Origin of the sequence: Priestia sp. FSL R5-0597, assembly GCF_038006305.1 — a bacterium.
Taxonomy (GTDB): domain Bacteria; phylum Bacillota; class Bacilli; order Bacillales; family Bacillaceae_H; genus Priestia; species Priestia zanthoxyli.
On sequence record NZ_JBBOUZ010000001.1, the window covers coordinates 435,786 to 459,693 of the forward strand.

General features: G+C 40.8%; 18 protein-coding genes, 1 tRNA gene and 3 rRNA genes. 21 read left to right on the forward strand and 1 reads right to left on the reverse strand.

From position 1 onward, the window contains the following. The first annotated feature begins 283 nt into the window (after positions 1 to 283). The 21 genes from bioB (at position 284) to MKX72_RS02445 (ending at position 23,208) form a co-directional block, all read left to right on the forward strand. A complete protein-coding gene (bioB, locus tag MKX72_RS02345; protein ID WP_034264346.1) occupies positions 284 to 1,279 on the forward strand; it encodes a biotin synthase BioB in 996 nt (331 codons plus the stop codon). Between the two features lie 244 nt (positions 1,280 to 1,523). Continuing rightward, positions 1,524 to 2,102, forward strand: a complete 579-nt coding sequence (locus tag MKX72_RS02350) for a glycerol-3-phosphate responsive antiterminator (protein WP_028412676.1) — start codon at positions 1,524 to 1,526, stop codon at positions 2,100 to 2,102. Positions 2,103 to 2,122: 20 nt separating this feature from the next. Then, on the forward strand, positions 2,123 to 3,238 hold the full coding sequence (locus tag MKX72_RS02355; protein WP_028412675.1) for an ABC transporter ATP-binding protein: 1,116 nt from the start codon (positions 2,123 to 2,125) through the stop codon (positions 3,236 to 3,238). Beyond that, a complete protein-coding gene (locus tag MKX72_RS02360; protein WP_028412674.1) occupies positions 3,235 to 4,170 on the forward strand; it encodes a carbohydrate ABC transporter permease in 936 nt (311 codons plus the stop codon). Before MKX72_RS02355 ends, MKX72_RS02360 begins: the two co-directional genes overlap by 4 nt. Then, the gene (locus MKX72_RS02365; RefSeq protein ID WP_033580861.1) at positions 4,167 to 4,979 is read left to right on the forward strand and encodes a carbohydrate ABC transporter permease; all 813 of its coding nucleotides are present in this window, start codon (positions 4,167 to 4,169) and stop codon (positions 4,977 to 4,979) included. Before MKX72_RS02360 ends, MKX72_RS02365 begins: the two co-directional genes overlap by 4 nt. 13 nt (positions 4,980 to 4,992) lie before the next feature. Then, positions 4,993 to 6,333 (forward strand): ABC transporter substrate-binding protein, encoded by a 1,341-nt coding sequence (locus tag MKX72_RS02370; RefSeq protein WP_049162800.1) that lies wholly within the window; start codon positions 4,993 to 4,995, stop codon positions 6,331 to 6,333. An 86-nt stretch (positions 6,334 to 6,419) separates the two neighbouring features. Next, positions 6,420 to 7,157, forward strand: coding sequence for a glycerophosphodiester phosphodiesterase (locus MKX72_RS02375; RefSeq protein ID WP_028412671.1), 738 nt, complete (start codon positions 6,420 to 6,422; stop codon positions 7,155 to 7,157). A 223-nt stretch (positions 7,158 to 7,380) separates the two neighbouring features. After that, positions 7,381 to 7,704 (forward strand): DUF3870 domain-containing protein, encoded by a 324-nt coding sequence (locus MKX72_RS02380; RefSeq protein WP_028412670.1) that lies wholly within the window; start codon positions 7,381 to 7,383, stop codon positions 7,702 to 7,704. A 93-nt stretch (positions 7,705 to 7,797) separates the two neighbouring features. Further along, entirely contained in the window at positions 7,798 to 8,964 is a 1,167-nt protein-coding gene (locus MKX72_RS02385) for a DUF819 family protein (RefSeq protein WP_099000358.1), read from the forward strand. Positions 8,965 to 9,023: 59 nt separating this feature from the next. Then, positions 9,024 to 10,097, forward strand: coding sequence for a dipeptide epimerase (locus MKX72_RS02390; protein ID WP_155008805.1), 1,074 nt, complete (start codon positions 9,024 to 9,026; stop codon positions 10,095 to 10,097). A 32-nt stretch (positions 10,098 to 10,129) separates the two neighbouring features. Further along, the gene (locus tag MKX72_RS02395) at positions 10,130 to 11,143 is read left to right on the forward strand and encodes a C40 family peptidase (protein ID WP_098627526.1); all 1,014 of its coding nucleotides are present in this window, start codon (positions 10,130 to 10,132) and stop codon (positions 11,141 to 11,143) included. A 373-nt stretch (positions 11,144 to 11,516) separates the two neighbouring features. Beyond that, positions 11,517 to 13,068 (forward strand): 16S ribosomal RNA (locus MKX72_RS02400). Between the two features lie 225 nt (positions 13,069 to 13,293). Beyond that, positions 13,294 to 16,229: ribosomal RNA gene (locus tag MKX72_RS02405) — 23S ribosomal RNA — on the forward strand. 63 nt (positions 16,230 to 16,292) lie between these two features. Beyond that, positions 16,293 to 16,408: ribosomal RNA gene (gene rrf, locus MKX72_RS02410) — 5S ribosomal RNA — on the forward strand. Together the 16S, 23S and 5S rRNA genes with 1 tRNA gene alongside form the textbook arrangement of a ribosomal RNA operon. An 11-nt stretch (positions 16,409 to 16,419) precedes the next feature. After that, a tRNA-Met gene (locus tag MKX72_RS02415) sits at positions 16,420 to 16,496 on the forward strand. 138 nt (positions 16,497 to 16,634) lie between these two features. After that, positions 16,635 to 17,240: a hypothetical protein gene (locus tag MKX72_RS02420; protein ID WP_155008639.1), complete on the forward strand. Its 606-nt coding sequence runs from the start codon at positions 16,635 to 16,637 to the stop codon at positions 17,238 to 17,240. A gap of 584 nt (positions 17,241 to 17,824) precedes the next feature. Beyond that, complete coding sequence (locus tag MKX72_RS02425; protein ID WP_013055206.1) at positions 17,825 to 18,322, forward strand: GNAT family N-acetyltransferase; 498 nt, start codon at positions 17,825 to 17,827, stop codon at positions 18,320 to 18,322. Between the two features lie 245 nt (positions 18,323 to 18,567). Then, positions 18,568 to 20,340, forward strand: coding sequence for an extracellular catalytic domain type 1 short-chain-length polyhydroxyalkanoate depolymerase (locus MKX72_RS02430; RefSeq protein WP_155008640.1), 1,773 nt, complete (start codon positions 18,568 to 18,570; stop codon positions 20,338 to 20,340). A 280-nt stretch (positions 20,341 to 20,620) separates the two neighbouring features. Continuing rightward, positions 20,621 to 21,880, forward strand: coding sequence for a 3D domain-containing protein (locus tag MKX72_RS02435; protein WP_155008641.1), 1,260 nt, complete (start codon positions 20,621 to 20,623; stop codon positions 21,878 to 21,880). Positions 21,881 to 22,088: 208 nt separating this feature from the next. Next, positions 22,089 to 22,850 (forward strand): M15 family metallopeptidase, encoded by a 762-nt coding sequence (locus MKX72_RS02440; RefSeq protein ID WP_028414360.1) that lies wholly within the window; start codon positions 22,089 to 22,091, stop codon positions 22,848 to 22,850. Between the two features lie 229 nt (positions 22,851 to 23,079). Beyond that, complete coding sequence (locus tag MKX72_RS02445) at positions 23,080 to 23,208, forward strand: YjcZ family sporulation protein (protein ID WP_013055210.1); 129 nt, start codon at positions 23,080 to 23,082, stop codon at positions 23,206 to 23,208. 53 nt (positions 23,209 to 23,261) lie between these two features. Here the strand turns inward: MKX72_RS02445 and MKX72_RS02450 are convergent, their stop codons facing one another. Beyond that, the gene (locus MKX72_RS02450) at positions 23,262 to 23,798 is read right to left on the reverse strand and encodes an SH3 domain-containing protein (RefSeq protein ID WP_033580693.1); all 537 of its coding nucleotides are present in this window, start codon (positions 23,796 to 23,798) and stop codon (positions 23,262 to 23,264) included. Positions 23,799 to 23,908 lie beyond the last annotated feature (110 nt).

Genomic DNA, 23,908 nt, shown 5'->3' on the forward strand with positions numbered 1-23,908 from the left:
ACCTGTTCCGCTTTTCCCGCAGGAGTCTTCGCCTTGCCCTCCAATCAACTGCTAGAAGGAACGAAACAAATAAAACGATATGCATCATCAAAAAAAAACGAACCACTCATCAAACAGGTTGATGAATGGTTCGTTTTTTACTTGGGCTCAACTACTTTTGTCCCAGTCTCTTTAAGTTAACTATTATTTATGAAGTGTTGACATAAAAGGCGTGATAATGGTAACTTTTAGTTATAATTGTTAACTTTATATTTTTTAAGTTTACTAAAGTGGAGGGGAATCGATGGAAACCACAAGTTTAAGAGATTGGAAAGCACTTGCTCAGTCTATTATTAAAGGGAAAGAAATTACATATAAAGAAGCGCTTCAACTTCTTTATGTACCGGATGAAGAAGTGTTAGAGGTCATGAATGCCGCGTACTTAATTCGTCATCATCATTATGGAAAAAAAGTAAAGCTTAATATGATTATTAATACTAAATCGGGTTTATGCCCAGAAGACTGTGGATATTGTTCGCAGTCGATTGTATCAGAAGCGCCCATTGATAAGTATGCGTGGTTAACAAAAGAGAAAATTGTAGAAGGTGCTTTTGAAGCTCAAAAAAGAAAAGCAGGTACATATTGTATCGTAGCGTCAGGCCGCCGCCCTACTGATAAAGAAGTAGCGCACGTAGTGGGAGCGGTAAAGGAAATTCGTCAAAAGACAGACTTGAAAATCTGTGCCTGTCTAGGATTTTTAACAGATGATCAAGCACACGAACTAGTCGAGGCGGGTGTTCATCGCTATAATCATAATTTAAATACTCACGCTGATAACTATGACAATATTTGTTCTACGCATGGCTATGAAGATCGAGTCGATACGGTTACTACATCTAAAAAAGCAGGTTTGTCACCTTGTTCCGGTGCAATTTTTGGAATGGGCGAGACAAATGAACAAGCCGTTGAATTAGCTTTTCAAATTAAAAAGTTAGATGCAGATTCTATTCCATGCAATTTTCTTGTTGCCGTTCCAGGAACGCCTCTAGAAGACAAAAAGGCGTTAAAGCCAATGCAATGCTTAAAGCTGTTAGCGATGATGCGTTTTGTAAATCCAACCAAAGAAATTCGAATTTCAGGAGGCAGAGAAGTTAACCTCAGATCACTTCAGCCGCTTGGTTTGTTTGCTGCAAACTCAATTTTTGTAGGCGATTATTTAACGACTCAAGGTCAAGAACCTACAGCTGACTGGGGATTAATTGAAGATTTAGGATTTGAAATCGAAGAATGTGCACTGTGAAGCCGTTGAGAAATCAACGGCTTTTTTTATCTTCAGCAGATTTACAGGAACTATACGTTTACTTTACAAAACTCAACAGCTTCTTTATATTGCCTTCACAAATAACCATTATTATAAAACATGTGAACGATAAGTGAATAGTTACTAAGGTTATGAAATTGAGAAACCACAAAAAACAATAGGTCTATATAAACATCCTATGCGTTTTTTGTGGTTTTTTTATAAATGAAAGGAAGGAATCGTTTTGAATAAGGAAGCAGATTTCTTACAACAGCTTGGACAAGATCGTTTAATTGCATCCATTAAAAGTCCGAAAAATTTAGAGCAATTTTTAGAAACAGAGATCCAGGCCGCCTTTTTATTAACGGGAAACATCAGTGTAATTAAACGCTATGTAGATTTACTCAAACAGCATAATCGAACGGTTTTCTTACACATTGAAAAAATTCCGGGAATTAGCTATGACCGGGAAGGGCTTAAATTTCTCGCTAAGTTTGTAAAGCCCACAGGTATCGTAACCACTAAAAGTTCACTCATTAATTACGCAAAACAGGAAGGGCTGGTTGCTATTCAGCGGCTGTTTTTAGTGGATACAGACGCAGTAGCACAAGGGTTAAAAACCGTTCAAGATATTAAACCGGATGCATTAGAACTAATGCCAGGATTGATTCCGGAGATGATAGAGAAAATCGTTAAAAAAACAAGTATCCCTATTATTACAGGTGGACTCATTCAAAATGAAAGCCATATCCAAGCTGCTTTAAAAGCAGGGGCTACGGCAGTTTCTACAGGAAAATCATGGCTGTGGAAAAAATATGAATGAGCGAGAAAGGAGCGTTTTTAATGAAAAAAGTAGAGTTAGTTAACGTTGGAAAGTCATACGATCAAAAAACAAATGTCATTCAAGATATTAATGTCACAATTGAACCTGGAGAATTCTTCGTATTAGTAGGTCCTTCAGGGTGCGGGAAAAGTACAATGCTGCGAATGATTGCCGGATTAGAAGAAGTCACACAGGGAGAGTTGCTAATCGGGGATGTAAAAGCAAATAAACTGCTTCCAAGTCAGCGCGATTTGTCCATGGTGTTTCAAAACTATGCTTTATATCCGCATTTGACAGTAGAACAAAATATTCTTTTTGGTCTGCATACAAAGAAGATTTCAAAGCAAGAACAGCACAAGCGCTGCAGGGAAGCAGCAGAAATGCTTGGTTTAAGTGAATATTTAAAACGAAAGCCTAGACAGCTTTCGGGAGGACAGCGTCAGCGTGTAGCACTCGCACGTGCTATAGTTACTCATTCACCTATTTGCCTGATGGATGAGCCGTTATCCAACTTGGATGCGAAGCTGCGAGCAAAGATGAGATCAGAAATTCGCCAGATTCAGCGTAAGTTAGGTATTACGATGATTTATGTCACGCATGATCAAACGGAAGCGATGACGATGGCGGATCGAATGATGATTTTAAATGGAGGTAATATTCAGCAGGTTGGGCGTCCGCTCGATATTTACAATGCACCGGCAAACACGTTCGTAGCGTCGTTTATAGGTTCGCCCCCTATGAACTTATCAAACGTTTCTATAGAAAATAACTTACTCGTTTTTGAAGATAGAAGAGCTATTTCTATGAGTGCATCATACAACAACCTTAGCGGTAAAAAGGAAGTTGTGGTTGGAGTAAGACCTGAGCACGTTCAGCTTGCGACAAACGACAACACCAGCTTTATCGTAGAGGTAGATAATGTCGAAATTCTAGGAACGGAAACACTGCTTACATTTCAAATGGGAGACAAACAGTGGATGGCTAAGTGGAACGGTCAATGGAATATAAAAGTGGGAGAGCGCGTCCCTATTTTTATCGATCCAAAACACCTGTTTTTATTTGATAGTGATACAGGTTCATGCTTGCACTATGAACCATCAACGGAAGATTTAACTGTAAAGGGGGCATTTGTATGAGTGCTGTTACCAAAACAGCAAACTCGCCTGTTTCTGTTTCATCAAATCCACAAGAAAAGAAGTCAATGCCTAACCTATTGGTAGGATTATCTTACTTGCTGCCATCATTATTGTTATTTGGTGTATTTCTTTTCTACCCAATGATTAAGACCTTATATTTAAGTCTTTTTATTACAGACACACAGGGAAATCCCTTGAAATTTGTAGGATTACAAAATTTCTTTTATCTATTTACAGATCCAAACTTTTTACAAAGTATGAAAGCCACTTTTTTATTTGTACTATACACGGTGCCTATTGGCTTAATTATTGCATTATTCCTAGCGCTAATCGCAAATGAAAAGCTAAAAGGAATTGGTTTTTTCAGAACAATGTTTTCATCTACGATGGGAATGAGCGTAGCGGCTTCTTCTGTAATTTGGATGTTTATGTATAACCCGACAATCGGTGTTATTAATAAAGTATTAAATCTTGTAGGCATTCATGATGTGCAGTGGTTATTAGATCCTAAGTATGCGCTGATTGCTGTGTCCATCTCTACGATTTGGATGAACATTGGGTTTACCTTTTTAATTTTACTTGGCGGGTTACAAAATATTGATGAAAAGCTGTATGAAAACGCGCGTATTGCTGGAGTTAGCTATTGGTATCAGCTCCGTAAAATTACGCTTCCTATGCTTTCGCCAACGCTGTTTTTTATTATCACCGTTTCGTTTATTAACGCGTTTCAAACGTTTGGACAAATTGACATTTTAACAAAAGGCGGGCCTACAGATTCCACAAATGTCATTGTTTATTCAATCTACAAAGATGCATTTGTAAACTATAATGTTGGCTCTGCAAGTGCTCAAGCTACAATTTTATTTTTCTGTATTCTACTGGTTACCGCTCTTCAATTCAAGCTTGGAGAAAGGAAGGTACATTATCAATGAGCATCACGAGAAAATGGACAACTTATTTGTTACTCATTGCAGCTACTTTAGTATTGATGTTTCCTATTCTATACGCTTTTTCCATTAGTTTTATGAGTGGAGCGGAAGTGTTAGAAGGGAAGATTTGGCCGTCATCTTTTTCATTTGAAAACTATCGGGATGCTTTTGAAAAAGTTCCGCTGCTTCATTATTTAATTAACAGTTTTGCTGTATCTATTTTTGTCATGGCCGGGCAGCTGTTAGTTTCAAGTTTGGCTGCTTTTGCATTTGTATTTATTAAATTTAAAGGAAGAGATACTATTTTCTTTCTCTTTATTTCTACGATGATGATTCCATGGGAAGCAACGATGGTTCCTAACTTTTTAACAGCACAAAAGCTAGGCTGGATTAATAACTATTTGGGATTAACAATTCCTTTTTTCGCCTTAGCATTTGGAACATTTTTATTGCGTCAACAGTTTAAAACCATTCCGGGCGAGCTGTATGAAGCTTCTCAAGTCGCAGGGATCAGCCGCTTTCGTTTCTTTTGGAATGTTGTGCTTCCTGTTTCTAAAACAAGTCTAGTTACGCTTGGCGTATATAGCTTTTTAACAACATGGAATATGTATTTATGGCCACTGTTAGTGACAAATACAGAGGATGTTCGTACCGTTCAGATTGGTTTAAAACAAATGCAAACGCAGGAGATTTCAACTGATTGGGGAGTGGTTATGGCTGCTGTCGTGGTTGTTATTATACCGACATTATTACTATTATTCCTAGGTCAAAAACGTCTTCAAAAAGGATTAACACAAGGTGCAATTAAATAGGAGAGTGAATGTGATGAAAAAGATATTGGCTATCGTAACGGCATGCTTGCTGGTCATTCTAGGCGCTTGCTCAAACTCAACTGGTTCTTCGGAAGCGCAAGAAACTAAAAAAACAGCATCAGGTAAAACAGAAGTCGTTTTTTGGCACGCCATGAGCGGTGACCTTGAAAAATCACTCAATAAAATAGTCGATGAGTACAATAAATCTCAGGATAAAGTTGAAGTAAAGCCCGTTTTCCAAGGAACGTATGAGGAAGCACAAACAAAATTTAATACGGTAGCAGGAACTAAAGATGCACCTGCTATCATGCAAACGTTCGAAGTAGGAACGAAATTCATGATAGACAGTGGTAAGGTTCAGCCTGTTCAAAAATTTATTGATGAAGACCACTACGATACTTCACAGTGGGAGAAAAATATTTCAAGCTATTACCAAGTAGATGGAAAGCAATATTCAATGCCGTTTAACTCTTCAACACCTGTGTTAGTTTACAACAAAGATGCCTTTAAAAAAGCAGGGTTAGATCCTGAAAATCCACCAAAAACGTATGATGAATTAAAGGCAGCTGCAAAGAAACTAACAGAGAAACAAGGAAATAAAACATCACAATACGGTTTTTCAATTCTAAATTACGGATGGTTCTTTGAAGAGCTAGTTGCTTCTCAAGGCGGTTTGTATGTAGATCACGAAAACGGTCGTAAAGGGGATGCCGAGAAGGCAGTATTTAATGGAAAAGAAGGACAAAACGCATTTAATTTAATCAATGACATGTACAAAGAAGGTACCTTCTACAATGTAGGGCAAAACTGGGACGATATGCGCGCAGCATTTCAATCTAAAAAAATTGCAATGTTTTTAGATTCATCAGCAGGTATTAAAACATTAGTAGACAATGCTCCATTTGATGTGGGTGTATCAGATCTTCCTGTGCCAAAAGAAGAGGATCGCCAAGGAGTAGCTATCGGGGGAGCATCTTTATGGATGTCTAAAGGAATTAGTGATGAAACATCTAAAGCGGCGTGGGACTTCATGAAATATTTAGCAACACCAGAAGTTCAGGCAAAATGGCACGTGGAAAGTGGCTATTTTGCGGTTAATCCTAAAGCATATGATCAAGAAATCGTAAAGAAAGAATGGGAAAAATATCCTCAACTAAAAGTGACGGTTGATCAGCTTCATAAAACTAAATCAACTCCGGCAACACAAGGCGCTTTAATTTCGGTATTTCCGGAATCACGCCAAAAGGTAGTAACAGGAATGGAAAGCCTGTACCAGGGAGTAAAGCCGAAACAAGCACTTGATCAAGCAGCAAAAGAAACGAATAGAGCATTAGAAGTAGCCAATCAAAAATAACGTATGATTACGAAGCTCGTCTTTCAAGTTATTTTGAGGACGAGCTTTTTATTTAGTGAATGACTAGTTAGGGGAGATAGAGGACAATGAATAATTCAATTGATCTTTATGCGCATCGCGGCTTTAGCGGACGATATCCTGAAAATACAATGATTGCATTTGAAGAAGCTAGGAAAATGCGAGTTTCAGGTATTGAATTGGATGTACAACTAACCAAAGACGGAGAAATAGTAGTGATTCACGATGAACGAATTGACAGAACGACGAATGGAATGGGATATGTTCAAGAATTTTCATATAAACAGCTGCGGTTATTCGATGCTGGAAGCTGGTATGATTCTCGTTTTTCTAAACAATCAATTCCCACGTTAATAGAAGTGTTTGAGTGGATGATGGACAAAAAGACAGAAATGACCGTGAACATTGAATTAAAAAATGACCAAATTTACTATCCAAAACTTGAGGAAAAAGTTCTTCGTCTAATCGATGAGTTTGATTTAGAAGATCAAGTTATTTTGTCATCTTTTAACTATGATAGCTTGGCTAAAGTGAGATCTCTCCATTCATATATCCCAACAGGATTTTTATTTGAAGGGGTGAGTGAAGATGCGATTGGAAAAGCAAAATCGATAGGTGCGCACCTGCACTGTGATATGTCGTTTGCTCTTTCTTCGTACGGGAAAAAAGCAAAGCAAGAAGGATTAGACTTACGAGTATATACAATTAATGAACTGAATGACTTTTTGAAGCTCCAGCAGGCTTCAGTAAAAGTAGTGATGACAGATTACCCTAACCGTTTTTCCTCTACAATGTTCAAAGGATGACGCAGAAAGGCCGTATGTATTCGTACGGCCTTTTTTATAGGGTAAATATTATTTTATTCTGAATAGTATAAAATTTATATTGTGAAATTGTTTTATAGATGATATATTGAGAGTAGATTATAATGTTCCTTATGAAAGCGAATACATGTTGCGTAGCTCCGCAAACGTTCATTTGCCGGTCCCTAGCATCGTCTGTTATCTCTTTTAGGAGGAATAAAAAATCATGTATGATCAAGATACTATCTATATTATTGGAGATGCCAAAGCTCCTCAAAGCAATCCGATTACTAAAAAGTTCAATCAGTATTTTTTAGGATTGGTAGTTGATAAAACAAATGGAAAAATTATTGATGTGGAATGCTCAGCGACGATTGAGTTAACCGTTCGATTTGTTCAATCAATTTTTATTGGACGTCATATAAGTGATCCCACCCTTATAGACGACATTAACAGCCGCTACTTCGGGTCTTCCCAAAAAGCGCTGGTGGTAGCGTTTCATGATGCACAGAAAAAATATCAGCAAATAACAGCTGCTTTGTCTACATAGACCTAGACGAAATCCAGCCTGACGTTTTCAAACGTTGGGCTGGATTTTGTTTTGCATAAAAACATTTTCGGGGAGATGAAGGGGGAAGAATAAATGATTCAAGATGGATTTATGTATGTGAGTGTGTTAACTGCCTTTGCTGCGCTCATGGTAGGGATTGAAAAACGATTTAAAGGCAATGGATTTTTTAAGTTTATTCCAGGTATTGTACTTATTTATATAGGAGCCGCTCTTATGCAAACGGCAGGATTATTTGGGGATAGCGAGTCAAATGCCGCCATGTATGCAGGCGTTAAAAATGCACTTCTTCCTGCTATGCTGATGCTTATGCTGTTAAAGTGTGATGTTCGAAGTGTAATTAAACTTGGTCCAAGAATGCTGGGAGGATTCATCGTTGCGGTTTTTAGTATAATGATAGGCTTTATCCTCGTCTATGCCATCTTTAAGAATTTCTATGTAGAGGATACGTGGAAAGCTTTTGGTGCTTTATCAGGAAGTTGGACCGGGGGGTCAGCTAACATGGTTGCCCTTCAAGGGATTTTGGATGTTCCAGAAAATATATTTGGCTACGCTCTTATGATGGATACGATTAACTATGCCGTATGGGTTATGTTTATGTTTTGGCTTGTACCATTTGCAGCTAAATTTAATAAATGGACAAAAGCAGACGTCAGCTTTATTGAGAATAGTATAGATGAAGTCGCAGCAACATCTGAAAGCGAAAAAGAAGGTCCTCAGTTTCAGCATCTTCTTTATTTGCTTGGGCTAGGTTTGTTCGTTTCGGCATTGTCTACATTTATCGGAGGGCGTTTGCCTGAAGTGGGAGCCGTTATTAATGCAACGAGCTGGACGATTATGATTGCTTCTGTCGTTGGTTTAGTGCTTGCTGTAACTCCAGCGGCAAAAATTCCAGGTACGCTCGATGTATCAAACGTTATGTTATACATCGTTGTAGCGTTAATTGCTTCTCAATCAGATTTTTCAAATTTAGCTCAGGCTCCTATTTACTTAGTATCTGGTTTTCTCATTATGTTCGTCCACTTAGTGATCATGCTGTTGCTAGCTAAACTATTTAAATATGATTTATTTACGCTCGGGGTAGCCAGTTTAGCTAATATTGGCGGAATGGCGTCTGCTCCAATGCTTGCAGCTGCTTATAACCGTGCACTGATTCCGGTAGGAGTCATTATGGCTCTGATGGGTTCCTTCTTAGGTACTTATTTTGGTATGATGATCGCCAAAATTTTAGGGGCGATCTAAGAATAAACCAAAATAGGTATAAAAGAATATGTGTGCTGAATCGAAAGGAAGCGATTGAAATGATAATTAAAGACATAACTGTAAAGCATCAAACCGTTCCACTGCTCGTTCCGTTTAAAACAGCGCTTCGAACAGCAACAGAGATAGACAGCATAAGTGTAGAGATTCAGTTAGAAAACGGAATAAAAGGAAAAGGAGCGGCTTCGCCAACATATGTTATTACAGGCGATTCTTTAGAAGGCATTCAAGCTGCACTTCAAGGACCTATTAAACTAGCGCTAATAGGGGAGGATATAAGTCAGTTTCAAAAACTCTTAAAAAAAATTCAAAGCTGCTGTATTCACAATTCAAGTGCTAAAGCGGCTGCTGATATCGCCTTGCATGATGCTTATACAAAGTTTCTCAACATTCCTTTATATGCTTTCTTGGGCGATAAGCAGCCTATCTCTACGTGTATGACGATAAGTGTTGATACACCTGAAAAAATGGCTGAAGACGCACAAAAAAGTGCAGCGGACGGATTTGACATTTTAAAAGTGAAGGTAGGTTCAATTCCTAAGCTAGACCTTGAGCGTATTAAACATATTCGATCTGTCATTCCGGATCATGTAAAACTTCGGTTGGATGCAAATCAAGGATGGACTCCAAAACAAGCAGTGCAATTAATTAATGCAATGGAAGCTCTCAACTTTGGTATTGAACTGGTAGAACAGCCTGTCGCTGCTCATGATTGGGAAGGGTTAAAGTTTGTGACTGAACGAGTAAACGTACCCATTATGGCAGATGAGAGTCTATTTTCTGCCAAAGATGCATTAAGGCTTGTAAGCGGGCGGTACGTGGATCTTTTAAATATTAAGCTAATGAAGTGCGGAGGCATTAATGAAGCAAGAAAAATCGCGAGTATTGCTGAGGCGAACGGTGTTGCGTGTATGATTGGAAGCATGATGGAACCATCACTTTCCGTGGGAGCAGCTGCTCATCTGGCAGCCGCTCATCCAAATATCACGTATTTTGACTTAGATGCTCCTCTTTGGCTTTCAACTGAACTGGATGTGTTAAAGTACAGCGGTCAAGAGGTTTTCTTATCAGATCTTCCTGGAATAGGAGAAATCACCGTTCCTATCTCAAAATAAAAAGATAGTAATATAGTAGAAGGAGAGAGACGATGAATATAAAACGTTGGCTTTTGACGGTAACAACAGTTATTTTAGCTACATTTGGAGTCAGTGCAGTTCCTTCTGTTCATGCTTCTGAAGAAAAAGAAACTGCTTATATAGATGTCGCAGCAGCTACTCTTTGGACAGCACCCAACATCTTGCGTGAAGTGGACGCTCCGTCAGCTACTAATCCTGTAGATATGAAGAAGTGGACCACATCGATGAATTTGAAACAGAAGCAGCAGTTATCTAGTGACGGGATGCTTGAGACACAAGCGTTATATGGAAACAAAGTAACGGTTTTAGAGAGACAAGGAGATTGGGTCAAAGTAGCTGTAGACGGACAGCCTACTTCTCGAAATGAATTAGGATATCCCGGGTGGATGCCTACTAAACAATTAACCTATAGCAAAAGGTACGAACAGTATGCAAAGAAGCCTTTTGTAATGGTGACGGCTCCGACTACTTATTTATATCATTCGCCTTCTTTGAAAAAGAAAGGTATTGAAGTTAGCTATAATACGCGCTTACCTCTTTTGGTAAAATCAAAGAGTGCATATAAAGTATTAAAACCAAATGGAAAGACAGCATGGGTTTCTGCAAAAGCAGGAAAAATCTACGCTTCTCAAAAAGATATTCCTGTACCAACTGGCACGGAGCTTGTTGAAAGCGGAAAGGCATTTTTAAATCTTCCATATTTATGGGCTGGCATGAGTGGTTTTGGATTTGACTGCTCTGGATTTACGTTTACGATGTACCAGTCCCATGGTATTACAATTCCACGTGACTCAGGCCCACAGTCTAGAGCAGGGAAACCAGTAGAGATGAACAATCTTCAACCCGGAGACTTATTATTCTTTGCCTATAACCAAGGGAAAGGAAGCGTCCACCATGTAGCAATGTATGCGGGAGATGGTATGATGATTCATTCGCCGAACTCCGAGCGGACAGTAGAGATGATTCCTTTGAACACGAAGGGGTATATTGAAGAGTATGCAGGTGCACGTCGTTATTTACCTTAATTAGTAAGATAAGAAAGAAGCTCTTTTTGTGAAGGGCTTCTTTTTTAATATAGGTATAAATAAAAATTAGAAAATTTAGATTATTTACGTTTAACTACTTCTCAGTAGGGGAAGAAGTAAAGTAAGAAAAAAACATTTTTCTTCTCGAAACATATTGACTTTATGTGCAGGGCGTTATATTATTATAAAGCGTCGTTGAGACATAACAGTAACAACGAAGCTGAAAAAAGAATTTTAAAAAGTTGTTGACATTACGTCGGTAACTTGATAAAATAATAAAGTCGCTTAAGAGCGGCGGTTGAACTTTGAAAACTGAACAAAGCGACAAACGTCAACGTTAATTTTTATTTTTTAAATGAGCAAGTCAAACATTTCTTCGGAGAGTTTGATCCTGGCTCAGGATGAACGCTGGCGGCGTGCCTAATACATGCAAGTCGAGCGAACTGATTAGAAGCTTGCTTCTATGACGTTAGCGGCGGACGGGTGAGTAACACGTGGGCAACCTGCCTGTAAGACTGGGATAACTTCGGGAAACCGAAGCTAATACCGGATAGGATCTTCTCCTTCATGGGAGATGATTGAAAGATGGTTTCGGCTATCACTTACAGATGGGCCCGCGGTGCATTAGCTAGTTGGTGAGGTAACGGCTCACCAAGGCAACGATGCATAGCCGACCTGAGAGGGTGATCGGCCACACTGGGACTGAGACACGGCCCAGACTCCTACGGGAGGCAGCAGTAGGGAATCTTCCGCAATGGACGAAAGTCTGACGGAGCAACGCCGCGTGAGTGATGAAGGCTTTCGGGTCGTAAAACTCTGTTGTTAGGGAAGAACAAGTACGAGAGTAACTGCTCGTACCTTGACGGTACCTAACCAGAAAGCCACGGCTAACTACGTGCCAGCAGCCGCGGTAATACGTAGGTGGCAAGCGTTATCCGGAATTATTGGGCGTAAAGCGCGCGCAGGCGGTTTCTTAAGTCTGATGTGAAAGCCCACGGCTCAACCGTGGAGGGTCATTGGAAACTGGGGAACTTGAGTGCAGAAGAGAAAAGCGGAATTCCACGTGTAGCGGTGAAATGCGTAGAGATGTGGAGGAACACCAGTGGCGAAGGCGGCTTTTTGGTCTGTAACTGACGCTGAGGCGCGAAAGCGTGGGGAGCAAACAGGATTAGATACCCTGGTAGTCCACGCCGTAAACGATGAGTGCTAAGTGTTAGAGGGTTTCCGCCCTTTAGTGCTGCAGCTAACGCATTAAGCACTCCGCCTGGGGAGTACGGTCGCAAGACTGAAACTCAAAGGAATTGACGGGGGCCCGCACAAGCGGTGGAGCATGTGGTTTAATTCGAAGCAACGCGAAGAACCTTACCAGGTCTTGACATCCTCTGACAACTCTAGAGATAGAGCGTTCCCCTTCGGGGGACAGAGTGACAGGTGGTGCATGGTTGTCGTCAGCTCGTGTCGTGAGATGTTGGGTTAAGTCCCGCAACGAGCGCAACCCTTGATCTTAGTTGCCAGCATTTAGTTGGGCACTCTAAGGTGACTGCCGGTGACAAACCGGAGGAAGGTGGGGATGACGTCAAATCATCATGCCCCTTATGACCTGGGCTACACACGTGCTACAATGGATGGTACAAAGGGCTGCAAGACCGCGAGGTCAAGCCAATCCCATAAAACCATTCTCAGTTCGGATTGTAGGCTGCAACTCGCCTACATGAAGCTGGAATCGCTAGTAATCGCGGATCAGCATGCCGCGGTGAATACGTTCCCGGGCCTTGTACACACCGCCCGTCACACCACGAGAGTTTGTAACACCCGAAGTCGGTGGAGTAACCGTAAGGAGCTAGCCGCCTAAGGTGGGACAGATGATTGGGGTGAAGTCGTAACAAGGTAGCCGTATCGGAAGGTGCGGCTGGATCACCTCCTTTCTAAGGATTTTTACATGACGTACGTTTTGACACTTTGTTCAGTTTTGAGAGTTCAATCTCTCAATTATAGAAAGCACACTACTTTCTTCTTATTAGATAAGAAGAATTTTGGTTGCGATTGTTCTTTGAAAACTAGATAACAGTAATTGCTGAGGAAAAGTGAAACTTTTCTTTAATCAAACCAATAAATAACACAACTTTATGTTGTACCATTTATTCGCTAATGGTTAAGTTAGAAAGGGCGCACGGTGAATGCCTTGGCACTAGGAGCCGATGAAGGACGGGACTAACACCGATATGCTTCGGGGAGCTGTAAGTGAGCTTTGATCCGGAGATTTCCGAATGGGGAAACCCACTGTTCGTAATGGAACAGTATCTTTATCTGAATACATAGGATATTGAAGGCAGACCCGGGGAACTGAAACATCTAAGTACCCGGAGGAAGAGAAAGCAAATGCGATTTCCTGAGTAGCGGCGAGCGAAACGGAATTAGCCCAAACCAAGAGGCTTGCCTCTTGGGGTTGTAGGACACTCTATACGGAGTTACAAAGGAACGAAGTAAATGAAGCGACCTGGAAAGGTCCGTCGAAGAAGGTAACAACCCTGTAGTTGAAACTTCGTTCCCTCTTGAGTGGATCCTGAGTACGGCGGAACACGTGAAATTCCGTCGGAAGCTGGGAGGACCATCTCCCAAGGCTAAATACTACCTAGTGACCGATAGTGAACCAGTACCGTGAGGGAAAGGTGAAAAGCACCCCGGAAGGGGAGTGAAAGAGATCCTGAAACCGTGTGCCTACAAGTAGTCAGAGCCCGTTAACGGGTGATGGCGTGCCTTTTGTAGAATGAACCGGCGAGTTACGATCCCATGCAAGGTTAAGCTGATAAGGCGGAGCCGTAGCGAAAGCGAGTCTGAATAGGGCGTTTAGTATGTGGTTGTAGACCCGAAACCAGGTGATCTACCCATGTCCAGGGTGAAGTTCAGGTAACACTGAATGGAGGCCCGAACCCACGCACGTTGAAAAGTGCGGGGATGAGGTGTGGGTAGCGGAGAAATTCCAATCGAACCTGGAGATAGCTGGTTCTCTCCGAAATAGCTTTAGGGCTAGCCTCATGTTGTGAGAGTCTTGGAGGTAGAGCACTGATTGGACTAGGGGCCCCCAACGGGTTACCGAATTCAGTCAAACTCCGAATGCCAAAGACTTATCCATGGGAGTCAGACTGCGAGTGATAAGATCCGTAGTCAAAAGGGAAACAGCCCAGACCACCAGCTAAGGTCCCCAAGTATACGTTAAGTGGAAAAGGATGTGGAGTTGCTTAGACAACCAGGATGTTGGCTTAGAAGCAGCCACCATTTAAAGAGTGCGTAATAGCTCACTGGTCGAGTGACTCTGCGCCGAAAATGTACCGGGGCTAAACGTATCACCGAAGCTGTGGATTGACATCTTTGATGTCAGTGGTAGGAGAGCGTTCTAAGTGCAGCGAAGTCAGACCGTAAGGACTGGTGGAGCGCTTAGAAGTGAGAATGCCGGTATGAGTAGCGAAAGACAAGTGAGAATCTTGTCCACCGAATGCCTAAGGTTTCCTGAGGAAGGCTCGTCCGCTCAGGGTTAGTCGGGACCTAAGCCGAGGCTGAAAAGCGTAGGCGATGGCCAACAGGTTGATATTCCTGTACCACCTCCCCGCCGTTTGAGTAATGGGGGGACGCAGTAGGATAGGGTAAGCGCGCTGCTGGATATGCGCGTTCAAGCAGTTAGGCTGATGAGTAGGCAAATCCGCTCATCATAAAGGCTGAGCTGTGATGACGAGGGAATTATAGTACCGAAGTTCCTGATTCCACACTGCCAAGAAAAGCCTCTAGCGAGGCGGGAGGTGCCCGTACCGCAAACCGACACAGGTAGGCGAGGAGAGAATCCTAAGGTGATCGAGAGAACTCTCGTTAAGGAACTCGGCAAAATGACCCCGTAACTTCGGGAGAAGGGGTGCTCTGGTAGGGTGTATAGCCCGAGAGAGCCGCAGTGAATAGGCCCAGGCGACTGTTTAGCAAAAACACAGGTCTCTGCGAAGCCGCAAGGCGAAGTATAGGGGCTGACGCCTGCCCGGTGCTGGAAGGTTAAGAGGAGGGGTTATCCTTTGGGAGAAGCTCTGAATCGAAGCCCCAGTAAACGGCGGCCGTAACTATAACGGTCCTAAGGTAGCGAAATTCCTTGTCGGGTAAGTTCCGACCCGCACGAAAGGCGTAACGATCTGGGCACTGTCTCAACGAGAGACTCGGTGAAATTATAGTACCTGTGAAGATGCAGGTTACCCGCGACAGGACGGAAAGACCCCGTGGAGCTTTACTGTAGCCTGATATTGAATTTTGGTACAGCTTGTACAGGATAGGTAGGAGCCTGAGAAGCCGGAGCGCTAGCTTCGGTGGAGGCGTCGGTGGGATACTACCCTGGCTGTATTGAAATTCTAACCCGCGGCCCTGATCGGGCCGGGAGACAGTGTCAGGTGGGCAGTTTGACTGGGGCGGTCGCCTCCTAAAATGTAACGGAGGCGCCCAAAGGTTCCCTCAGAATGGTTGGAAATCATTCGTAGAGTGTAAAGGCACAAGGGAGCTTGACTGCGAGACCTACAAGTCGAGCAGGGACGAAAGTCGGGCTTAGTGATCCGGTGGTTCCGCATGGAAGGGCCATCGCTCAACGGATAAAAGCTACCCCGGGGATAACAGGCTTATCTCCCCCAAGAGTCCACATCGACGGGGAGGTTTGGCACCTCGATGTCGGCTCATCGCATCCTGGGGCTGTAGTCGGTCCCAAGGGTTGGGCTGTTCGCCCATTAAAGCGGTACGCGAGCTGGGTTCAGAACGTCGTGAGACAGTTCGGTCCCTATCCGTCGTGGGCGTAGGAAATTTGAGAGGAGCTGTCCTTAGTACGAGAGGACCGGGATGGACACACCGCTGGTGTACCAGTTGTCTTGCCAAAGGCATCGCTGGGTAGCTATGTGTGGACGGGATAAGTGCTGAAAGCATCTAAGCATGAAGCCCCCCTCAAGATGAGATTTCCCATAGCGCAAGCTAGTAAGATCCCTGAAAGATGATCAGGTTGATAGGTCAGAGGTGGAAGCGTGGCGACATGTGTAGCTGACTGATACTAATCGATCGAGGACTTAACCAAACTTTTAAAAGCGTAAGCTTTACTCAGCAAACTGTTACCTAGTTTTGAGAGAGCAATCTCTTGTCTGGTGGCGATAGCGAAGAAGTCACACCCGTTCCCATACCGAACACGGAAGTTAAGCTCTTTAGCGCCAATGGTAGTTGGGACTTTGTCCCTGTGAGAGTAGGACGTTGCCAGGCATTTTTATTATCGCGGGGTGGAGCAGTTCGGTAGCTCGTCGGGCTCATAACCCGAAGGTCGCAGGTTCAAATCCTGTCCCCGCAACCAAATTATCTTTTATACATACTTGAATATATTATTACTATCCTTAGGCATAGCCTAAGGATTTTTTGTTTGGCTATATTTATAAACACTTGTTTAGGTTATGATATAAGATAGTGATGCAGATTAATCAGGAGGTTTTTTATGTTACAAAGTAATATTCAAACTTATATTGAAAAAGAAATGAACGTTCAAGGTCAATCTTTATCTCTATATCAAGAAGAAAAGGAATATGCGTTGCAAAAAGAGTTGGTGCCGCAAAACCTGATGATAGAAGAAAAAGAGGCATCTTCACGTTTTAAAGATTCTTATATCGAAAGAGTAGATAAAGAAACGGACGAGCTGATCGCAGAAGAATCTCCTCTTTCGTTTTTAGATACTCCTCTTTCTTACTTAAAAGAACACAGAAGTGAATTTCTATATGTAGAATCAAAATGGTTTGAATTTATTAAGCTTGATGGATGTTCTTTTGAAGTGGATGATGTGTTTGGCACATATAAAGTATTAACGGGGTTACATATGCAAAAAAAATTCGGTTCTGTACTAAAACAATTTTTTGCTAAAGAGCTTAATGACGGCCCAACAAGCATCCAGCTTTTATTTAATGATAAAGATGGATTATGGGATGTGAATATTGAGTTAGATGCTATAAAAGAGTTTGATGAAAAAATGTCAATAGGTGAAGCTCTTGTTCTTACATATCGCTTTTTCTTTCATCTAGTGGAGTATGTAGAGAACGAAAAAGCTTAAAAATGATGATTACTTTTACTATAAAGATGCTGGGACAAAAGCAGTTTAGTTAACGTTGAACACGAACTATCTATCAAAAATAGATAGTTCGTGTTTTTTAATGGTCATGGTGAACGTAGGTTTCAGTATGAGGTGCTTCTAGCTGTTGGTTGGAGGGCAAGGCTCCATCGCCCGCTCGCGGAAAGCGAAGCCTTGCACGTAAAGCAACAGCGGCGGAACAAGCATCCCAGGTTATTTATCCGGGTTGTTCGTCTTTAGATTGCATTCATTTCGTTATGGCCCAATCTCTTTTTTGATAGGTGATACATAATGAATGTTAAGTGAAGCTGGAAATATATTTACATCTCTATGTTTTTATGGAATGATAAAGAGTATCTTTACATATATGACTGATATGGGTGAAGAACAACTATCAGGAATCTTTCTAGTTTTTTGAGAAAGCAGCCTACATATTAGCTGTTAATAGTACTCCGAGCAAGAAAGCTTCCGTAGGATGAAGTATAATATATACATACAGGAACTATTTTTAACTCTATAAAAAATGTCTGCTGACGTATGGGATTATAAATAAAGAGGGGATGTTCATGTTATTAAGAAAAATAAAGTCTGAAGAATTGGCAGAAGTCTATCAAATGGGATATGCGGCATGGCCTAAAGGCAGGACGTACAAAGAGTATGTTAGAGATAATCAAAAAGAAGAAACATATGGAATTCGGTATGTATATGTAAATGAAGAGAATCAAATTATTGGTTCATTTATTTTGCTTCTTTTACAAACTCCTCGATTAAAGTTTGCTTTGCATGGTATTGGGTCCGTTGTTGTTCATCAGCTTTATCAACGAATGGGGTATGGCCGAGATATGCTTGAAGACTTTTTTAAAAAGATGAAGATAGAGAAGCGCAGCGCTATTTTTATGCTTTATAGCGATATTCTTCCTGAATATTATCATCAGTTTGGGTTTAAGGAGCTCCCTTCTCATTTACAGCGTTATCCTCAATCCATTGCTATGGTAAATTGCAGCGAGTCACAATATGAATACTTAAGTAAGCAATCCATAGAAGACATACCGGCCTATTTTTAAAAGGTATGTCTTTTTTATAGTATTTATCGACACAATCGTTTACAATTTTATGTAAGCGTTTTCTTTATTTGGAGATGAATGATTTTATTTGTCCTCATAACTGTAGGCAAATCGTGCAGTCAATATAAATTTTATTACATAAAACCTTGCTATCATCTTACTAGTAACTCTTATTCATTTCCATACCATACCGTGTACGTTTGCTGCTAAGTATAACCATATCAATATAAGGAGGAAGCAGGAAGATGAAACGATTATTTATAGCAGGGATGATTTTTATGCTTTTTTTATCTTTAGGTGCTGTATCTTCTTCAGCCGCAGGAAGTTTTACCTCTAAAACATATAACGGAAGAACATACAAACTGTACGTACCTAGCAGTTATCAGGGAGGTGCTGCCTTACCTCTAGTAGTTATGCTACATGGCTGTACTCAAGACCCTGATCAATTTGCAGCAGGAACACAAATGAATGCACTGGCAGAAACAGAGAAGTTCTTTGTCCTCTATCCAGAACAGCCCTCTTCTGCTAATTCAAATAAGTGTTGGAACTGGTTTGATACTGCTCATCAATCAAGGGGAAGCGGTGAACCAGCGTTAATTGCTGGAATGGTTAATCAAATAAAAAGCAGTTATTCAATAGATGCCGACCAAGTCTTTGTTGGAGGGCTATCTGCTGGTGCAGCTATGAGTGTTATTATGGGAGCTACTTATCCAGACATATTTGCGGCTATCAGCGTTGGGGCGGGCTTAGAATATAAAGCAGCCACTAGTGTAACAGGTGCTTATACAGCAATGAGCAGTGGAGGTCCTAATCCTATCCAACAAGGAGATTTAGCCTATTCAGCCATGGGAGAGCATAAGCGAGTGGTTCCGGTTATTTTGTTTCATGGGACAGCTGACTACACTGTTGCGCCTATAAATGCGCATCAAATACTATCGCAATGGGCTCAAATAAATGATAGAGCGTCTGATGGACTGGATAATAACAATATTGATGATACGGCAGATCAAACTTTACCAGGTACAGTATCTGGTGGAAGAAGCTATACGCAATATATTTACAAAGATACAGCAGGAAAAACAGTAATGGAAAAGTACATGATAGAAGGCATGGGACATGCTTGGTCAGGGGGAAGTACATCCGGTTCTTATACAGATCCTAAAGGGCCAAATGCAACTAAATTAAGTTGGAACTTTTTTAAAAATCATCCGAAGAATGGTGACGCTCCTAATCCAGGAGATATATCCCCGCCGGTTACAGCTGCTTCACCAGCGGGAGGAACGTATGGAAGTTCTGTTTCTGTCACATTATCACCCAATGAACCTGCCACCACTTACTATACATTAGATGGAAGTACACCAACTGTTAATTCTCTAAAGTATTCTGAGCCTATTAGCATCAACTCTAGCAAAACAATAAAATTTTTTAGTGTAGACGCTGCGGGTAATCAAGAGGGAGTAAAGACGGAAGTTTATCAAATTTCTGGAACTTCAGAGAAATCCTCAGTATTTTCTTCGCTTGCTGCTGAAGATGGATTTATCGGAAATTTATCAGCTGACGGTATGAGTAGTTCTATTCATAAAATTGGGGATAAGGGAATGTACAATACCGACACATACCGAACCATTTTATCTTTTGATACAAGCTCTTTACCTGATGATGCAAGTATTACGGATGTATCTTTGAAAATTTATCGCAAATCTTCAACTGGTAATATTTCATCTTTGAAAGGCGATATTAAAAGCGGTGTATTTGGAACTAGCAGTGCTTTAGAACAAATAGATTACCAGGCCTCACCATCTATTTCAGCGGCCTTCCAAATGTCAGTGCCTTCACTCGATAATGGATATACAACTATTCAACTTCCTTCCTCACTTTTGGGATATATGAATAGGAACGGCAAAACTCAGTTTCGCTTGTCAAGCTCAGGTTCAGCGGACTTTTTAAGTGACGTAGTTGAAATTTATGGGGGCGACAATCCTGCATATGCTCCAACTTTAACTGTTTCATATAAGTAAAAAAACCTTCTAAAAGCAGTTAGCTTTTAGAAGGTTTTTTTTTGCTGATAAGTTACTTTTATCACCGAATACAACTCCAACTTTTTATAGAGTTTTCTTCAAATTTTGACATGATTTTGATGAAATTTAATCATTATTCAAAAATGAATTGTCAGAAATATTACAAGAAAATGTTTAAAATTAATTAAATCCGTAATAAAAGTAAAATATTCCTGTAATGGAAGTGAAATGAACAGGTGGTATCATTCAGTCATTGAGTAAATAAGGAGGTATTCGGAAAATGAAGAAATTTGTATTTACTCTAGGGACAACGGCAATTCTTTCAGCAGGATTTGTAGGTGCAGCATCTGCCTCTACAAGCGGAACGTATGAAGTACAAAAAGGTGACACTTTATGGAAAATCGCTCAAAATCATAATGTGAGCGTAGACGAGCTAAAAGATGCTAATAACTTAACATCAACACTAATTTATCCAAATCAGACACTAAACTTATCTAGCATAAAAGAAATCGTACATACTGTAAAACGTGGTGACACTTTGTGGTCAATCGGTCAACATTATGGCGTAACAGTAGAAGAAATTAAAGAATGGAACGGTTTAACATCAGACTTAGTTTTCCCTGGAGAACAATTTAAAATTAAAGCGGCACAAGCAGCTCAATCTCAAACAGCTAGTGCGCCAGTAGCAAAGGCAGCTCCACAAGTGCAGCAGTCTCAAACGGCACAAGCTCAGCAAGAACAAGCAGCCCAAGAACAAACACAAAAAGAACAAGAGCAAGCTCAAGTAGCAGCCCAAGAACAAGCACAAAAAGAACAAGAGCAAGCTCAAGCAGCAGCACAAGCACAGGCAGCCCAAGAGCAAGCACAAAAAGAACAGGAGCAAGCTCAAGTAGCAGCACAAGAGCAAGCACAAAAAGAACAGGAGCAAGCTCAAGTAGTAGCCCAAGAGCAAGCACAAAAAGAACAAGAGCAAGCTCAAGTAGCAGCCCAAGAACAAGCACAAAAAGAACAAGAGCAAGCTCAAGCAGCAGCACAAGCACAGGCAGCCCAAGAGCAAGCACAAAAAGAACAAGAGCAAGCTCAAGCAGCAGCACAAGCACAGGCAGCCCAAGAGCAGGCACAAAAAGAACAAGAGCAAGCTCAAGCAGCAGCACAAGAGCAGGCACAAAAAGAACAAGCAGCTCAACAGCAACAACAACAAGCTCAGCAACAACAGCAGTCTCAACAGCAGTCTCAACAGCAAGCTAGCGGCAAGTCTATGACTGTTGAAGCAACAGCTTATACAGCTAACTGTGCTGGATGCAGTGGTACGACAGCTACTGGAGTAAATTTAAAATCAAATCCAAATCAACGAGTAATTGCGGTTGATCCTAGCGTTATTCCATTAGGTTCAAAAGTATACGTTGAAGGTTATGGTCAAGCTGTAGCGGCAGATACGGGTGGCGCAATTAAAGGAAATCGAATTGACGTATTCGTTTCTTCAGATAGTGCTGCACAAGACTGGGGCAGAAGATCAGTTAAAATTACAGTTATCGACTAATACTAGTCTTATAGAATAGAAGTAAGAAGAGATGTCTTTTAGAAGACATCTCTTTTTTTATGCTTAAAATAAACGTTTGAAAAAAATAGGTCGGGGCATACTGAAATTTATAGTAGGAATTAGTTTGTTATATTAGTAATTATTTCTTAATTTATATACAATGTTTGAGTGTCTTAAAAAGCTTAAATTATGTCAGGAGTATAGAAATATGAAATTTTATAAAAAAATAGCATTACTAATAGTGCTGGGTGTGATCGCAGGATTCTCGTATCTAGGCTATCAGGGATTATTTCGGCACGACGATCATTTGAACACGTCTGATCATAATCCTTTATCTTCTTCTAAACAGAAGCAAAATAGCATAGAAGTTGTTGGGAACCCCGAATCCATTGCCGTGCTAGTAAATAAACAAAATCTTCTTCCTGATCACTATGAACCCGCTGACCTTGTATACCCGGACGTTCGGTTTATATTTAAAGAAAAAATTGAAAAGCGACAAATGCGTACAGAAGCAGCAAAAGCGTTAGAAAGAATGTTTTCAGCTGCTGAACGAGAAGGGATTTACCTAGCCGGTGTTTCCGCTTATCGTTCTCAAATTCGCCAGGAATCTCTTTATCAAGCGTACATAAAGCAAGATGGAGAAGCGGCAGCCAGTCATTATAGCGCCCATCCAGGCAGCAGTGAGCATCAGACTGGTTTAAGTATAGATGTATCAAGCAGCACAGGTAAGTGTGCGGCTCAAGATTGTTTTAAAGATACTCCTGAAGCCAAATGGATTGAAAGAAATTCATATAAATATGGATACATTGTTCGCTATCCAGAGGGAAAGCAGCAGATTACAGGTTATAAATATGAGCCGTGGCATATACGATTTGTCGGAAAAGAACTTGCCTCTAAAGTGTATAAAAAAGGAATTACGTTAGAAGAATATTATAATGACTACATGCAAGTTGATAATCCAGTTCAGTAAAAAAGAAGAGTTATATAAACTCTTCTTTTTTTGTATTGCTGGAATATACCCTTACTTTAAAAGTTGGAACGAGGGAAAGATGTAGAGATGAACCACGGGATGCTATATCCTATGCCTTACTAGTAAAAGAGTTAACGCTTATAAATTATAATGAATTTTGTGATAAAGAATACTCATGTTCGTTTTCATTTCCCTTCACATATTCTACAAAAAAGGGAGGTGAAAGAAAATGAGTTTTTACGGAGGTTATGGTTATGGTTATGGATACGGAGCAGGTCACGGAAGTAGCTTTGCGTTAATCGTTGTGCTATTTATTTTACTAATCATCATCGGTGCTTCATGGGCAGGGCACTATTAATAAGGTGTCCATAAATAAACTCCCTTGAAATAATTCAAGGGAGTTATCTATTTTTATCTATAACTAGGTAACTGTAAGTACGAAGTGCTTACATATCCTTTAAAGCCGTTGTATTCTACAAAAGCCCAATCAAATGAAAGCTTGTTATCTTTTGAGTAGCCCCAAGCTAAGAAGCTGACGCTTTTTCCTTTAGGAACAGTTGTTACAACTTTGTTGCTTGTGCTAGGCCCTGTGCGTAAATTAAGGTTAGCAGCTGTATGAACAGTAGTAGGGACTTTCATTAAATAGGAAGTACTGATATATCCGGTGCCGCCAATTATTTTAATGGCAGCCCAGTCTGCATTTACAAACTTGACTACTTCAATTTGATCTTTTTTTCTTAATGTATCAAGAATTTTTCCCTGAGTGCTAGGTTTTGAACGTATATTGAGTACGTTTGCTGTCACTTCATATACGCTGAACGGTGCGTTTATTTTTTCTGCTGCACTTGCTGTTTGCTCGTGAGTGAATGGCAGTGTTCCAGATAGAGATGAAAAAGTAAAGCCAGCTGCTAATGCAAAAACCGATATAGATTTTGTAATTGTCTTCATGCGAATATCCAACTCCTTAGTGAAATAGGTTATATCTTTTTCTATAACACTAAGAATAAAGAATACTTGTTTCTAAATTGTTACCAACATGCATCCTAGTTGTAAATTTA

Coding starts and splice junctions, on each gene's coding strand:
- bioB (WP_034264346.1), top strand. CDS start 284: ATGGAAACCACAAGTTTAAGAGATTGGAAAGCACTTGCTCAGTCTATT.
- MKX72_RS02355 (WP_028412675.1), top strand. CDS start 2,123: ATGAAAAAAGTAGAGTTAGTTAACGTTGGAAAGTCATACGATCAAAAA.
- MKX72_RS02360 (WP_028412674.1), top strand. CDS start 3,235: ATGAGTGCTGTTACCAAAACAGCAAACTCGCCTGTTTCTGTTTCATCA.
- MKX72_RS02365 (WP_033580861.1), top strand. CDS start 4,167: ATGAGCATCACGAGAAAATGGACAACTTATTTGTTACTCATTGCAGCT.
- MKX72_RS02370 (WP_049162800.1), top strand. CDS start 4,993: ATGAAAAAGATATTGGCTATCGTAACGGCATGCTTGCTGGTCATTCTA.
- MKX72_RS02375 (WP_028412671.1), top strand. CDS start 6,420: ATGAATAATTCAATTGATCTTTATGCGCATCGCGGCTTTAGCGGACGA.
- MKX72_RS02380 (WP_028412670.1), top strand. CDS start 7,381: ATGTATGATCAAGATACTATCTATATTATTGGAGATGCCAAAGCTCCT.
- MKX72_RS02385 (WP_099000358.1), top strand. CDS start 7,798: ATGATTCAAGATGGATTTATGTATGTGAGTGTGTTAACTGCCTTTGCT.
- MKX72_RS02390 (WP_155008805.1), top strand. CDS start 9,024: ATGATAATTAAAGACATAACTGTAAAGCATCAAACCGTTCCACTGCTC.
- MKX72_RS02395 (WP_098627526.1), top strand. CDS start 10,130: ATGAATATAAAACGTTGGCTTTTGACGGTAACAACAGTTATTTTAGCT.
- MKX72_RS02420 (WP_155008639.1), top strand. CDS start 16,635: ATGTTACAAAGTAATATTCAAACTTATATTGAAAAAGAAATGAACGTT.
- MKX72_RS02425 (WP_013055206.1), top strand. CDS start 17,825: ATGTTATTAAGAAAAATAAAGTCTGAAGAATTGGCAGAAGTCTATCAA.
- MKX72_RS02430 (WP_155008640.1), top strand. CDS start 18,568: ATGAAACGATTATTTATAGCAGGGATGATTTTTATGCTTTTTTTATCT.
- MKX72_RS02435 (WP_155008641.1), top strand. CDS start 20,621: ATGAAGAAATTTGTATTTACTCTAGGGACAACGGCAATTCTTTCAGCA.
- MKX72_RS02440 (WP_028414360.1), top strand. CDS start 22,089: ATGAAATTTTATAAAAAAATAGCATTACTAATAGTGCTGGGTGTGATC.
- MKX72_RS02445 (WP_013055210.1), top strand. CDS start 23,080: ATGAGTTTTTACGGAGGTTATGGTTATGGTTATGGATACGGAGCAGGT.
- MKX72_RS02450 (WP_033580693.1), bottom strand. CDS start 23,798: ATGAAGACAATTACAAAATCTATATCGGTTTTTGCATTAGCAGCTGGC.